The following is a 13,977-nucleotide window of genomic DNA, read 5'->3' on the forward strand; positions in this document are numbered from 1 at the left end:
ACAGAACGATAATTACAACAAGTTAGTAACTTCAAACATTTCCATGTATAAATAACATACTCCTAACAATCATCAAACCAAAAAACACGTATCTTGAGATGAAAATTTTGTTTCATTTTATGTGATATGACACAGTCGTCGCCAATTCCTACATACAAACTTATTGATCATTCCAAAAATAGATTACTATTCAATATCCAGAAAATGGGGGATATTTATGATCGGCAAAAAGGAAACGGTAATCAACCACATCGTCATGATTTTTATACTATCATTTTTGCAAAAAAGGCTTCTGGCATTCATCTTATTGATTTTAACGAATATCAACTCACCAATAATCTTATTTTTTTCGTAAGCCCTGGACAAGTACATCAAATTATAGAAAAAGAGCAATCCAATGGATGGGTCATCACTTTCTCTAGAGAATTCCTGGAAGAGAGTCATATCGATTACTGTTTTATAGAAGACATTAATTTATTTACTGATTATGGACAATCTCCTCCATTACCTCTTAATCAACAAGAAATTGATATTTTGAATACATATAGTCATCAGATGTTAACTACTTTAAGTTCTGAAACCAAATTTAGGATGTCGGCAATAGGGGCTCTTTTGAAACTTTTTCTAATCACTTGCAACAATATATGTACTTTGGAACAAAAACATCCTCAACAGGTACATGCTGGCACCACTATTCTTAAAGCTTATAAAAATCTGGTCGAAAATCATTTTTCCGAATGGCACAAGGTGCATCAATATGCAGAAGCATTACATGTTACTCCCGATCATTTGAACCGTACTATTAAGCTTTTAATTGGTAAAACCGCAAAAGAATACTTACAATCCAGAATTATAATTGCGGCGAAGAGAATGCTGTTCTTCTCGGATCTTAGCACCAAAGAAATTTCATTTGAACTTGGGTTTTCTGAACCCTCTAACTTCAGTAATTTTTTTAAAAAAATTACTGGTATATCACCTTCTCAATATGGGAAATAAGATACATGTCGGATTTTTATATGTCTATCCAGTGTTCTCGCATTTTCTATTAATCCGAGTATCATCAATTTTGTATTGCAAAATAATTTATAAAAGAAAGGCGATACAATGAAAACAATATTGCATAAAGCAGAAACTCGAGGAAAAGCAAATCATGGATGGTTGAATTCCTACCATTCTTTTAGTTTTGCCAATTATTACAACCCCGAACGCACCAACTTTGGAGCATTACGCGTTCTCAATGATGATACTGTAGCTCCGGGAATGGGTTTTGGAAAACACCCTCATGATAATATGGAAATTATTTCTATTCCTTTAGAAGGTGATCTTGAACATCAGGATAGCATGGGCAATACTACAGTGATCAAAGAAGGAGATATTCAGGTGATGAGCGCAGGAACTGGAGTTTTCCATAGTGAATACAATAAAAATAAAGATAAAGAAGTCAAATTTCTTCAAATCTGGGTATTCCCTAACAAAAAAAATGTTGACCCCCGATATGATCAAATCACATTAGCCCCAGAAAGTCTACAGGGAAACTTGCAGCAAATCCTTTCCCCAAATAAAAACGATGAAGGGGTATGGGCACACCAGAATACTTGGTTTCATATGGGATCTTTTGAAAAAGGTGAAGCATTTTCGTATTCACTTAAAGATCCAAAGAATGGAGTTTATGCTTTTGTTTTGGAAGGAGACATTACCATAGAAGACCAAAAACTAAACCGACGTGATGGTTACGGAATATGGGATACCGATCAAATAAAACTCCAATCCGATAGCACATCAAAACTATTACTAATAGAAGTACCAATGTCTATTTAAAACATAATAACATGCAACTAGTAGAAAATTTAAAATGGCGTTATGCCACCAAAAAGTTTGACGAGACTAAAAAAGTATCAGCAACAGATCTTGAAAAGATAAAAGAAGCTATTTCTTTATCTGCTTCATCCTATGGGTTACAAGCCTATAAGGTATTGATCATAGAGGATACAGAAGTCCGAAAAAAATTACAACCCGCATCGTGGGGACAATCTCAAATAGTAGACGCTTCTCATTTGATCGTGTTTTGCAATTACACCAAAGTACAACCCGAAGTAATCGATGAGTACCTAGAGTTGAAAGCAAATACACAGGGATTAAATGTCGACGATCTATCTGGATACGGAGATTTCATGAAATCTAAAATTGGTAGTTTACCAGAAGATGCTGTCAAAGCCTGGACCGCGAAACAGACCTATATTGGGCTTGGAAATTTACTTGCTGCCTGTGCTGAATTAAAAATTGACGCTTGTCCTATGGAAGGTTTTGAAGCTGAACAATATGAACAAATTTTAGGATTAGGAGCAAAAGGATTGTCAGCCGCAGTAATTGCAACTATTGGATATCGTTCTAGTGAAGATCCAACGCAAAATAGCAAAAAGGTTCGCAAGCCTATTCATGAATTGTTTGAGGTACTGTAATCCTGTCATCAAATAAAAAGAAGCTCCCATTGAGCTTCTTTTTATTTACTAGACCATTTATTAATGCATTCGATAGAGAACACAATACCGTAAAATAAGGTTACACGATCTCCCCGTATAAATCAAAATCTTCGGCTTCATAAATTTTAACCGTAGCAAACTCTCCTACCTTTAGATATTGTTTTGAAGCATCAATGAGCACTTCATTATCTACATCGGGTGAATCAAATTCTGTACGCCCTACAAAGTAATTTCCTTCTTTGCGATCTACTACAATCTTGAATTCTTGTCCTATCTTTTGTTGATTTAACTCCCAGGAAATCTGAGACTGAATTTCCATAATCTCGTTAGCTCTTTCCATTTTCACTTCCTCCGGAACATCGTCTTCAAGCGAATAAGCATGGGTATTTTCTTCATGTGAATAGGTAAAACAACCCAGGCGTTCAAAACGCATTTCTTTCACCCAATCTCTTAAGGTTTCAAAATCCTCTTGGGTTTCTCCCGGATACCCTACGATAAGTGTTGTTCTTATAGCCATTTCTGGAACTGCTGTTCTAAATTCTTGCAGTAGTTTGGTTGTTTTGGCTTTGGTAGTACCTCTACGCATGGATTTTAGTATCGGATCCGCAATATGCTGTAGCGGAATATCGATATAATTACAAATCTTAGGTTCTCGCTTCATAACCTCAAGAACTTCCATCGGGAAACCAGTTGGAAAAGCATAATGCAAGCGAATCCATTCGATTCCCTCTACCTTAACCAACGTTTTAAGTAGATCGGCTAACTTTCGTTCTTTATATAAATCCAAACCGTAATAGGTAAGATCTTGAGCGATCAAAATCAACTCTTTTACGCCATCCGCCGCTAGTTTTTCGGCCTCTACTACCAGATCCTCAATTGGAGTAGACTTATGCTTTCCTCTCATTAAAGGGATCGCACAAAAAGAACAAGGACGATCACATCCTTCTGCAATTTTGAGGTACGCATAGTTTTTTGGGGTTGTGGTAAGCCGCTCCCCTATCAACTCATGCTTGTAATCTGCACCAAGTGCTTTTAACAGGCCAGGCAATTCGGTAGTTCCGAAATATTGATCTACATCAGGAATTTCTTCTTCCAGATCTGGCTTGTACCTTTCTGAAAGACAACCAGTAACAAACACCTTATCAACAACTCCATCTTCTTTTTTCTGGACATACTGTAAAATCGTATTTACAGATTCTTCTTTAGCATTTGCAATAAAACCACAAGTATTGATGACCACAATATTTCCTTCCTCCTCATGCACTACTTCTTTGTTGTTTGCCTTTAGTTGACCCATCAACACTTCGCTATCATACACATTCTTGCTACAACCAAGCGTTACAACATTGATCTTATTCTTTTTTAATGTCTTTGTTCTCATATCTTTCAGATAAAGGTGTGCAAAGATACAATGATTAAACCAAGTTTGGACACAAATTGGAATACAATATGTTAAAGATTGTTAGGCTAATTAAACCTTTTGTATATTAATGAGTCCAAATCTACAAACATAACTCCCCCTATGAAAAAGGTCTATCTATTATTTGCCTTGGTTGCTTTTGGCATGTTATCCTGTTCTGAAGATGATAATAGCAACGAGCTCCCACCAAGTTCTCCGGATTTAAGTCAAATGTATTTCCCTCCAGTTACTTCCCAGGAATGGGAAAAAGCTTCCATATCTGATTTGGGATGGAATGGAGATGAAGAACAGTCTTTGTATGACTTTTTAGAAAATAACAACACCAAAGCTTTCATTATTTTGAAAAACGGAAGGATTGTTGTCGAAAAATACTTTAATGGTGGTTCTGCTTCTGAAAATTACCCCTGGTATTCTGCAGGAAAAACCTTAACTGCCACCCTCACCGGGATTGCTCAGCAAGAGGGGCTTTTACAAATTGATGAACCCTCTTCGTTATATCTGGGAAGTGGGTGGGCCAATATTACAGACACTCAAGAATCACAAATCAGCATCCGAAATCATTTGACCATGACTACTGGCTTGGATTATAATGTTGTGAACACCAATTGCACAGATGCAGATTGCCTTACTTATTTGAATGAGGCAGGAACATTTTGGTACTATCACAACGCTGCATATACTTTGCTCACCGATATTGTTTCTTCGGCTGTAAATACGAGTTACAATAATTACTTTAATTCAAAAATAGGTAGTCCTATTGGTATGGATGGTACCTGGCTTCGATTAGGATATGCTCATGTATTTTACAGTACAGCAAGGAGCATGGCAAGATTTGGACTATTGAGCCTAAATGAAGGTAGCTGGGAGAATACCAACATTCTGACTGACACTCAATATTTTGAAGACATGACTTCAATATCCCAAGACTTGAACGCTGCCTACGGTTATCTGTGGTGGCTTAACGGATCATCCAGCTACAGAGTCCCTGCTTCTGAAACTCAGTTCAACGGAGAACTTATTCCCGATGCTCCACAAGACTTAATTGCAGGCTTGGGTAAAGATGACCAGAAACTCTATGTAGTCCCTAGTCAAAATCTAGTTATTGTTCGTTTGGGCGACAATGCAGGCGCATCATTTCTTGGCCCATCCAGCTTTGATAATGAACTATGGCAAAAAATTAACTTACTAATAAACTAGATCAAAAAGATATGCGAAACACCGCATTTGGAGTTAATCGCAAAGCGCTTTTTGTCATTTCCAACGGAATGTTTTGATCATTCAGCCTGTAGTAGTTTCCAATAACGTTTCGGTTGTTTGTTAAGTTCCATATGGAAGCACCTGCATGAGCTTTAATATTCTTAGTTAACTGAAAATCATATATGGCAGATATATCAAAACGAAAGTAGTTTTTAAGGCGATCAGCATTAGCTTCTCCAAAATCAATATTTCCATCCAAAACCGGATCTGCTGTCAAAGGTTGAGTAGTTGGCAAACCAGAGTTCCAGTTGATCCCTGCCGACAACTTAAACCCTCTTAAAGTATAAGAACTACCAAAGGTAATTGCATGAGTAATATCAGTGTTATTAGGAAAATTAGTATCTTCAAAAGTATTGAAGGTATAATTATTATCTGCAAAACTATAACTTAACCAAGTGCTTATATTTTCAAAACGCTTATTAACCAGTACATCCAATCCACTTACGGCATAATCCCCTATTCCTCTTTGAAACTCGAATTTATTTTGAAATCCCTGACTTCTCGCTGTGATATCATTAACTTTTTTGTAATACGTTTCTCCGGCAATCAACCATCCTTTTTTATTATACTGTAGGCCAATAGAAACTTGATTACTGGTTACAATAGGAATTTCTTCTTCATCACTTAAAAACCACCTCCTATTTTCTATCCCTAAAAAATCGTTCTGAAAATTGATGATTTGAGAACTTGTTTGGTGTTTCATTTCACCCAAAATCTCGAGACTCCAATATGAATTTAGTTTTTGATTATAGCTTAATCTAGGTTCGATAATATGTTTATTAAATTTATCTATAAAACTATATCGAACTCCTAAATGTATAGTTTTAGATTTCTGTTGGGGTTTGTAAATTAATTCAGAGAAAACACCATGATTTCTAACCACCCTAACCTCCTGATCAACAAAAATAGGCGTATCAATATCATTCAAATTTGTAATTCCTGTTTCTACAAACTGATATCCGTTTAATAAGGATAAATTTTGATTTAGCTTGTATATAGTTTTAAGAGTAACACCAGTTTCAGAAACCACATTCTTTTGCAAAAATCTTTGGGTTTGTAGGAGGTTCACATTGGTTGCTTTTAACTCATAGTTTGTCTCATACAATTGAATTGACGATTCGAATTTATCACTCCACTTTCTATGATACCATATCCCAGCTGCGATACTGTTTTGGGATATATTACTCTGTCTCGAAGTCTCTATATTATTGATTGTAGCGTTTTCTGAAAACACTAAATCATTATTGATCAGCAAAAAATTGAGTCTTACCTTGTCATTTTCAGAAATATGATAATTCCATCTTAGATTTGTATCGTAAAAATCGAATTCAAAATCAGAATTCATCACATTTTGATCATTATTATCCAATTCATTATCCTGTGCAATACGATCAAAATACCTAGAATAGGTTGGTGTTTCGTAGAGATTACTGATGGATTTTCTGGCGGAAATTTGTAACGAGGATTTCTTACTTGTAGGAATATCAATAAAGCCATCTACATTAATCAAGTTAGCTCCAAATCCAAAAGAAAGTGTGTCATTGATATTTTTCTGAGAATTCATAACAATAGTACTAGATACTGCTCCGGAATGTTCTGGTGAAGTTCCATTCTTTAGCAAGGAAGCTTTTGCGGTAATATTGGGATTAAATACTGAAATCAAACCGAAAAAATGTCCAGACTGATACATTTTGATCCCATCCCATAAAATAAGGTTTTGATCATGAGTTCCTCCTCTTACATTAATGTTAGACACTGTTTCATCTACACTTTGGACACCTGGCAAAGCCTGAATCGTTTGTAGAACATCTGCTTCTATTAGTCCTGGTAAGCTTCCAAAATTAGAATAATCAATTGTTAACGCACCAGTATCGGTTTTCCCTATTCCTTTTGTTATATAATTTTTAAGAATAACTTCTTGCAGGTTAAATGTTTGAGGAGTCAAAAGTATCTCCTCGCAATTTTCATCCTGTTTTTGATCAGGCGCAAAATTTAATGGTTGATATCCTATATGATTAATTAAGAAAACTACATTACTCGCACTTACTTCGATTTGAAAAAAGCCATTTTCGTTACTTATGGTAGATCGTGGTGTCCCTATAATTTCGGCTCCTTCTATTCCTTTTCCCGTCTCAATATCTCGTATTTGTCCGCAAATTGTAATCAAAGATGTACGGTCTTTATTAACGGAAACAAACGTTTGATTAATAATTGTAAATGTAAGATTAGTATTTGCTTTTAAATAACTTAACGTTTCCTCAAAAGAAAGGTTTTCAGGAGGTGGTACCAAACGAACACCTTCAATAATTTCATTGGCAAAGGTAAATTTGTACTCAAATCTCTTTTCTAAGACAGTAAATACAGTAGAGAGTGGTTCTGTATTACTATCCTCCTGACCACTGATTATAAAACTCCCTAAAAAAAACAATAGAACCCCAAGACAAAATATATTTGCAGTTTTATTCCTTGGCCGTTTTGAGTGTAATTGTACCTTTTTTATCAATAGAATAGATTAAATCTAAAGGTAAAGTTATTGATTTTAAACCATCTTCTAAATCATTATGGACAAAACCACCTGTAAATATTCGATTAACGTCAACATTTTCTAGAGAAAAGGTTACTTCGTATTGTCTTTCAAACTCTTTTAAAACCTCTTCAAAAGTAACACTATCAAAGACACTGATATTATTTGTCCAATCCGGGGATACTTCTTCAATTTCTTCAAACTTGGTTTTTCCTTTGATCATTGTAAAAGTACTACCAGCTCTAATGTTAAGGTCCAAATCTCCACTTTTTAGTCTAATCAAACCTTTATAACAAGTAACTTCCAGGTAACCCTCTCTATTTTTGATATTAAATTCGGTCCCTAGTACAGTAACAATTCCTGACGGTGTTACTACGTCAAACCTTTTTCCTTTTCCTACTTTAAAAAAAGCTTCACCCTCTAACTCTACCATCCGTTCTGCGCTCCATTTCCCTGGTTTGTAGGTAACAGACGATCCTGAATTCAACATTATGGAGGATCCATCAGGGAGTTCTATATTTTCTTTTTCGCCGATTTCAGTTTCCACGGTATTACTTCTCGACAAAAAGAAAACACTTCCTATACCAATAAATAACGCCAGGACAGCGGCGATATTCAAAACACGATCGTATCTGAAATTTTTGAATTTCCTTTTTCTCTTTTCTGATTTTGCTTTTGACAGAAAAACATCTGCAGCAGGAATAGTTGTATGATCTGAAGCCTTAAATGATTTTGCTCCTTTCATTACTCTGACATGAGAGTCATAATCATCCAACTCCTTAAAAGCCTGAAGCTCTTCTGGTGTTAATTCATCTGCCAACCACTTTTTAATAAGATACTCTCTATCCATATCAAAATCTCTTTCTTTTTATAATATAACAACTAAGTTCTTGATTTCCCTTTCATTACACTCAAATTATTGAAAACCATCAAGACTTGCTTTCAATTTTTTGTACGCAACATAAATTCTATTTTCAATTGCTTTCCGAGTAGTTCCTTGCATTTCAGCAATCTCTGACTGTGTTTTACCTTCTACTTTATTCAACAAAAAAGCAACTCGTTGATCCTCAGTAAGAGTACCTAAAGCTTTCTGATAATTTTGAAGAAATTGTTCCTGTTCTAAAATAAATTCCGGCGACTCATTAGTGTACTCTTTAGGTTTTATATGTCTATACTTCAATACTACTTTTTGATGCTTAACAGCATTAAGCATACTATTATTTGCCACCGTGAATAAAAAACTTTTCGCTTTTTCGGGAGTAACCTCTTTACACTTATCTAATAGTTTCAAAAATGCATCCTGCATCTTATCTTCCGGAGAAAATGTTTCTCCAAATTTATAATAAAGAAAATCGAATAAATCCTTAGAATATTTTTTATAAATATCCGAAAACACCGAATCATCACAAACATTTTCAAATAGTTGTTTTTGCATAATTAGGGGTAAATCGTTTTCCTAAAAATAAAAAATCTAAACGTAAAAGTAAAAAAAAACAAAAACTGAAAGGGATTTCGAAAAGTAAGTTGTTATATAAATGTAACGCTTTAAAACTAGCGCATGACAACTAAAGCCAAAACCATTTTACTTTTTTTGCCCTCAATTGTATTTACAATACTCGTTTCTTGCAGGAATGAGTCTGATTTGTTGGTAGAAGCTAACCCTAATCAAATTATAGAAGCAAATTCTAAAGTTGCTGATTTAATGTCTAAAGTTAGTGCTAACGACGGATCAATTGATAATATAATTGACAATTCTACCTGCTTTACCGTAAAATTGCCCCTTACCGTAATTGCTAATGGCTCCGAACAGATCATTAACTCTGAGGAAGATTTTCAGATCATTGAAGATATTTTCTCAGGGTCAAGTGATGATACGGATACCTTGGAAATCATTTATCCGATTACCATTATTTTTAGCGATTATACAGAACAAGTAATTACCAATAATTCGGAATTAGAATCTGTAACAACCACCTGTACTTCAGATGATACCAATATCGAATGTGTTGATTTTAAATATCCTTTTGAGATCTCCTATTTTGATTCAGAAAATGAAATTGCCCAAATATTGACTATGAATAATGACCGAGAATTGTTTGGATTTCTAGAAGATCTGAAAGAAGGAGATGTAGCTAACATTAGCTTTCCGATTACTATTGTGTTTACCAATGATACTGAAATAACTATTGACGGAACTGATGAATTAGAAGAGGTAATTGAAGACTCTTTGGAAGATTGTGATGAAGACGATAGCACTATCGATGATTTCAGCACGACTATTACTCAAGGCACTTGGGAAGTTCAAAAATACAAAGACAATGAGAGTAACGAAACTCAAAACTATAAAGACTTTGTCTTCACCTTTTTAGCAGATGGTTCGATTTCTATAGAAGATTCATCAACAGGTGAAGTATTTGACGGAACCTGGTCGGTGGTTACTCGTGCTGATGGTGGGCTTAATGCTATATTAGATTTTGGCAGTACTCCTCCACTCGACAAGTTGGGTAATAACTGGAATGTAAAAAAGGTACAAGATACACGAATTATGCTGGACGAACGAACAGGACCAGGAGTTAGTAAAGATGAATTGTTTTTTCAACAAATAAGATAATCAGAATACGAATGAATTGGTAGACTACCAGGACATAATAATCAAAAAAGATAATCTCAAAAAATAGAATTCTTATTTATGAAACCTTTGCAGTAATATGTTACATAATACTTTCATCATGGCACCATTTTTTTTTTGAGTTTGAAAAAAGGGGGTAAGGTGCAAGAAAGTGAAATACTGATTTGTGTGTGAAGCATGGTTTACATAAATCTCTAAAAATAAATAGATATTTTTTTCATACGTAATATCATCCTGTTTGGGATTGGAGATCTAATTTTAATTTTTTGAGAGTACAAAGGGGATAATTGATATCCCCTTTATAAATATTTATTGAAAATGTACTTTGGCTTATTCTACATAATTTGACGGCATTTTTCTCTCTTTAGAAACTTGCTCATACCCATATCCAAACTGAAGCAATGGGCCTTCAGAAAATTCTTTGGCTATAAAAGTAAGTCCTTTTGGCTCTCCTTTTTCAGAATACCCCATAGGAACGGTTAATGCTGGATATTTTGCAACAGCAGCATATCCTGCATGGTAATTATTAATAGATAGTACGGCATCCAGTTGATGTTTATCTATATGCACATCAAAATAAGCTCGTGCCGTCTTTTTAAGATTTGCTTTGATCTCTTCTAACTCTTCTGCTGTAGTTGGATCCTGCATAATACCTTCAAACAATTGCTGTCCATAAGGAATTCTGATTATAGAATCTTCTCTGTTAAATGCAATAGCATCTTCAATATTTTTAATAGTTACCTGATCTCCTGTATTTTGACTGATATACTTAGGCAAGTCATTTTTCATATCAATATTCAGAATACTCAAAAAACCCGGTAACGGAGTTTGTTCTGGTTCTAACACCACAATCTCACTACCTGCTTTTTTCAGTTTTTCTACAGCGATGTTATAGATAGAGTCCTCCAATAATCCTTTTATCACTCCAAAGCGCTTTCCTTTTATCGTTGCATTCTTAAGCTGATCAACAAAAGTGGCCTCTACGGCTACAGAAGCTTCATCTTGATCATCTTTCCCTAGCAAGGCATCAAAAAGAATGGCATTATCGATTACGTTTTTTGTCATAGGCCCAGGGGTGTCCAAAGTACTGGAAATAGGAACTATTCCCGATCTACTCAATACCCCAATCGTAGGTTTTAGTCCCACTACCGAATTTTGACTTGAAGGCGACAAGATAGACCCACTAGTCTCTGTCCCTACAGCGGCGACACAATAGTTTGCCGCTACGGTAACTCCACTACCAGAACTAGACCCTCCGGATTCAAAAACCATTCTACCATAAGGATTCATGGTTTGCCCTCCTACTGCACTATAGCCAACTGGACATCCAGAACACATAAAATATGCCCATTCACTTAGATTAGCTTTCCCCAAAATTAACGCTTTTTGGTCCAATAACCTTTTGGTAATAAAAGCATCACCCGTTGTATTATTTTGCAAAGCAACAGCCCCTGCTGTAGTAATCATTCCTTCGGTATTGATATTATCCTTCAGTAATATCGGCATACCATGTACAGAATGAATATCGATAGTCGATTTATCTACTTGATCCAAAGTCCTGGCTTGTGCTACCACCTGAGAATTAAGTAAGATTACCCCATTAAGAGACAAGTTATTATCACTTTCGTATTTACGTATTCTATAGATATAAAACAAGGTTAGATCTTCATAGGTAAGTGTACCGTCGATTATGCTTTGTTGTAATGTTGGAATGTCTTTTTCCAGAATTACATCCTTCAATGCATTATATTTTTCTGGAGTAAAGTAATCCAGTTCCTGTTCAACTCCTTTCCAAATATTATTTTTATCGTATACTTTGGAGTTGACCAATTTCAAATGCATCCGTTCCTGTTCTAACTCAAGAGTCTTTGCTAGATCTGCTGTTTCATCGTAAGATTGCCAGGTTACCGGAGGTTGCTTTTCGACAACAGGCTTAGTTTCTTTTTGTTGTTTACATGCTAAAAAACTAAAAAATACAATTAATAGAAGACCAATCTTTTTCATTATTCGAGAGTTTATGCTTTTTGTGTTTACCTTATGGTTTTTAAAAATAGGCGTTTACAAAAAGTAATCAATGTTTTTTGTTTTTTTTTAACGGAGTATTGATCCAATACTTACTTTTATCCTTAAAATCATTGATTTTGGCCCCAGACAATGGGGTATACTTGTCCATCACTTCATATCCCTCTTGGATATCCATATCTGGAAAAACCTCCTGAACAAATATCTCTCTATATTGATTCAAAAGCAATTTATGGATATTATGCAATACATTACCACGTATATCTTTGACTCCTTTCAACATCAAACCTATACTTCTAGATAAATACTTGGATTCTTCATCCGTCGTTCCTAATCTTGATGTATCATCCAATTTGATTTGAATTTGTCGATCAAGCACCAAAAGATTAGTAATACCAACATCTTTTCCGTTGTGTTTCAATTTAGGGCGTTTTAAATGACTAGTGGTAAAATTGATATTCAATTCATTATTAAAGAAAACGTCCAGAATATTTTCTTGCGGACTGTATACTACATTCTCAATTTTAAACTCGGGGTCTTTGAATACTTCAAACCTATTATTGAACGTGATATAGTTCAAATACATCTTCTCCCCAACGCTTCTATAGGCGATGGTTATCGCATATAACGGAGCATCTTTGAACGATTCGAATACGGTATAGCTCAATTTATGGATCGCAAAGTTCTCTGTATTTATAAATATCTTCCCTGTGGCATAGTGTTGTGGTCCTGAAGCATATGCATTTGTAGAGAAATCTATTTCATAAATCGGAATGGTATCTAAAAAGCGGATTTGATCCAATTCGAATCTATGATTTGCTACAAAATCTTCTCTTAAATTTTCAACAAATGAGAACGATGGTTTGTCGTGGTTTCTCAAAGCATCAGTTAGTAGTAAGATATTAAACTCATTTCCTCCAAAGGCAGGGATAATTGTATTCTCTAAGTACTTTTTACTGTGATTATCATAAGGAATAGATAAAGAATTGTCCCTTTCAAAATCTTTATTCTCCACATAACTATACAACACAGTTTGACTTCTTTGATGAGTCATATTGTCTGTGGCAAAACCAGCATCATATACTTGAACTATACTTTCATTAAGGTTAATATACTCGGATATGTACTGCCCATTTGACCGAGAGACATATGAACTATCTACTGGTTGTTGGTAATCCCTGTAATAAGCGATATAGGAAAATGGGGTTTGTGGGTAGTTATTATCAATATTAGCTATTGCCTTTTTTACTATCTGTTTTGCGGATAAGAGTTTCTTCCTTTTTTTCCTTGATTTAAGGGTTACTATTTCTAACTGATCGACACTTGGAGCAAGATAAATGATGTTCGTATTTTTTTTATTCAATTCGGAAATTGAAATTTCTCTTGAAACATATCCAATAGAAGACACCTTAATTTTACTCGACATTTCCAAATCCCCAGGTAACCTAAATTGTCCTTTATCATCTGCCACAACTCCTAGATTAGTCCCTACCAATTTTATCGTAGCATAGTACACCGGAGTTTTGGAATCCTGATTTATTATTTTACATATCAACTGATTTGTATTGATATTTTGAGCATGGACAAGTGATAAAAAAAATATTGAATAGAAAATAATCAAGAGTACTCCCCTACTGTTCATAAC

11 protein-coding genes are annotated in these 13,977 nt (G+C 34.9%); 5 read left to right on the forward strand and 6 right to left on the reverse strand.

The features are described from left to right. Positions 1–126 precede the first annotated feature (126 nt). The 3 genes from BUE24_RS20525 to BUE24_RS20535 all read left to right on the forward strand — a co-directional run bounded on the left by BUE24_RS20525 (position 127) and on the right by BUE24_RS20535 (position 2,459). Complete coding sequence (locus BUE24_RS20525) at positions 127–996, forward strand: AraC family transcriptional regulator (RefSeq protein WP_073320506.1); 870 nt, start codon at positions 127–129, stop codon at positions 994–996. A 108-nt stretch (positions 997–1,104) separates the two neighbouring features. Beyond that, positions 1,105–1,818 (forward strand): pirin family protein, encoded by a 714-nt coding sequence (locus BUE24_RS20530; RefSeq protein ID WP_073320508.1) that lies wholly within the window; start codon positions 1,105–1,107, stop codon positions 1,816–1,818. Between the two features lie 11 nt (positions 1,819–1,829). Beyond that, on the forward strand, positions 1,830–2,459 hold the full coding sequence (locus BUE24_RS20535; protein ID WP_073320511.1) for an NAD(P)H-dependent oxidoreductase: 630 nt from the start codon (positions 1,830–1,832) through the stop codon (positions 2,457–2,459). Positions 2,460–2,559: 100 nt separating this feature from the next. On the opposite strand, the gene rimO is transcribed toward BUE24_RS20535, so the two are convergent. Next, a complete protein-coding gene (gene rimO / locus BUE24_RS20540; protein WP_073320514.1) occupies positions 2,560–3,861 on the reverse strand; it encodes a 30S ribosomal protein S12 methylthiotransferase RimO in 1,302 nt (433 codons plus the stop codon). Between the two features lie 141 nt (positions 3,862–4,002). On the opposite strand from rimO, the gene BUE24_RS20545 reads away from it, so the two are divergent. Continuing rightward, positions 4,003–5,097: a serine hydrolase domain-containing protein gene (locus BUE24_RS20545; protein WP_073320517.1), complete on the forward strand. Its 1,095-nt coding sequence runs from the start codon at positions 4,003–4,005 to the stop codon at positions 5,095–5,097. A 1-nt stretch (position 5,098) separates the two neighbouring features. On the opposite strand, the gene BUE24_RS20550 is transcribed toward BUE24_RS20545, so the two are convergent. The 3 genes from BUE24_RS20550 to BUE24_RS20560 all read right to left on the reverse strand — a co-directional run bounded on the left by BUE24_RS20550 (position 5,099) and on the right by BUE24_RS20560 (position 9,116). Further along, complete coding sequence (locus tag BUE24_RS20550; protein ID WP_139242073.1) at positions 5,099–7,660, reverse strand: TonB-dependent receptor; 2,562 nt, start codon at positions 7,658–7,660, stop codon at positions 5,099–5,101. Beyond that, positions 7,617–8,531 carry a FecR family protein gene (locus BUE24_RS20555; RefSeq protein WP_073320521.1) on the reverse strand — a complete coding sequence of 305 codons (915 nt, stop codon included), beginning with the start codon at positions 8,529–8,531 and terminating at the stop codon, positions 7,617–7,619. The genes BUE24_RS20550 and BUE24_RS20555 overlap by 44 nt, the downstream gene beginning before the upstream one ends. Positions 8,532–8,597: 66 nt before the next feature. After that, entirely contained in the window at positions 8,598–9,116 is a 519-nt protein-coding gene (locus BUE24_RS20560) for an RNA polymerase sigma factor (protein WP_073320524.1), read from the reverse strand. A gap of 123 nt (positions 9,117–9,239) precedes the next feature. Between BUE24_RS20560 and BUE24_RS20565 the strand changes: the two genes are divergently transcribed. Next, positions 9,240–10,292, forward strand: coding sequence for a hypothetical protein (locus BUE24_RS20565; protein ID WP_073320526.1), 1,053 nt, complete (start codon positions 9,240–9,242; stop codon positions 10,290–10,292). 348 nt (positions 10,293–10,640) lie between these two features. Here BUE24_RS20565 and BUE24_RS20570 read toward each other — a convergent pair whose 3' ends face one another. Both BUE24_RS20570 and BUE24_RS20575 read right to left on the reverse strand, forming a co-directional pair. Beyond that, positions 10,641–12,314, reverse strand: a complete 1,674-nt coding sequence (locus BUE24_RS20570; protein ID WP_073320528.1) for an amidase family protein — start codon at positions 12,312–12,314, stop codon at positions 10,641–10,643. Positions 12,315–12,381: 67 nt separating this feature from the next. Next, positions 12,382–13,887, reverse strand: a complete 1,506-nt coding sequence (locus BUE24_RS20575) for a carboxypeptidase-like regulatory domain-containing protein (RefSeq protein ID WP_170864648.1) — start codon at positions 13,885–13,887, stop codon at positions 12,382–12,384. Positions 13,888–13,977 lie beyond the last annotated feature (90 nt).

The sequence above is a fragment of the Aquimarina spongiae genome, assembly GCF_900141785.1.
Lineage (GTDB): Bacteria > Bacteroidota > Bacteroidia > Flavobacteriales > Flavobacteriaceae > Aquimarina > Aquimarina spongiae.

Bases quoted from the DNA above. Each gene is read 5' to 3' on its own strand.
- BUE24_RS20565 (WP_073320526.1), top strand. From the start codon at position 9,240: ATGACAACTAAAGCCAAAACCATTTTACTTTTTTTGCCCTCAATTGTA.
- BUE24_RS20545 (WP_073320517.1), top strand. From the start codon at position 4,003: ATGAAAAAGGTCTATCTATTATTTGCCTTGGTTGCTTTTGGCATGTTA.
- BUE24_RS20555 (WP_073320521.1), bottom strand. From the start codon at position 8,531: ATGGATAGAGAGTATCTTATTAAAAAGTGGTTGGCAGATGAATTAACA.
- rimO (WP_073320514.1), bottom strand. From the start codon at position 3,861: ATGAGAACAAAGACATTAAAAAAGAATAAGATCAATGTTGTAACGCTT.
- BUE24_RS20525 (WP_073320506.1), top strand. From the start codon at position 127: ATGACACAGTCGTCGCCAATTCCTACATACAAACTTATTGATCATTCC.
- BUE24_RS20560 (WP_073320524.1), bottom strand. From the start codon at position 9,116: ATGCAAAAACAACTATTTGAAAATGTTTGTGATGATTCGGTGTTTTCG.
- BUE24_RS20535 (WP_073320511.1), top strand. From the start codon at position 1,830: ATGCAACTAGTAGAAAATTTAAAATGGCGTTATGCCACCAAAAAGTTT.
- BUE24_RS20530 (WP_073320508.1), top strand. From the start codon at position 1,105: ATGAAAACAATATTGCATAAAGCAGAAACTCGAGGAAAAGCAAATCAT.
- BUE24_RS20570 (WP_073320528.1), bottom strand. From the start codon at position 12,314: ATGAAAAAGATTGGTCTTCTATTAATTGTATTTTTTAGTTTTTTAGCA.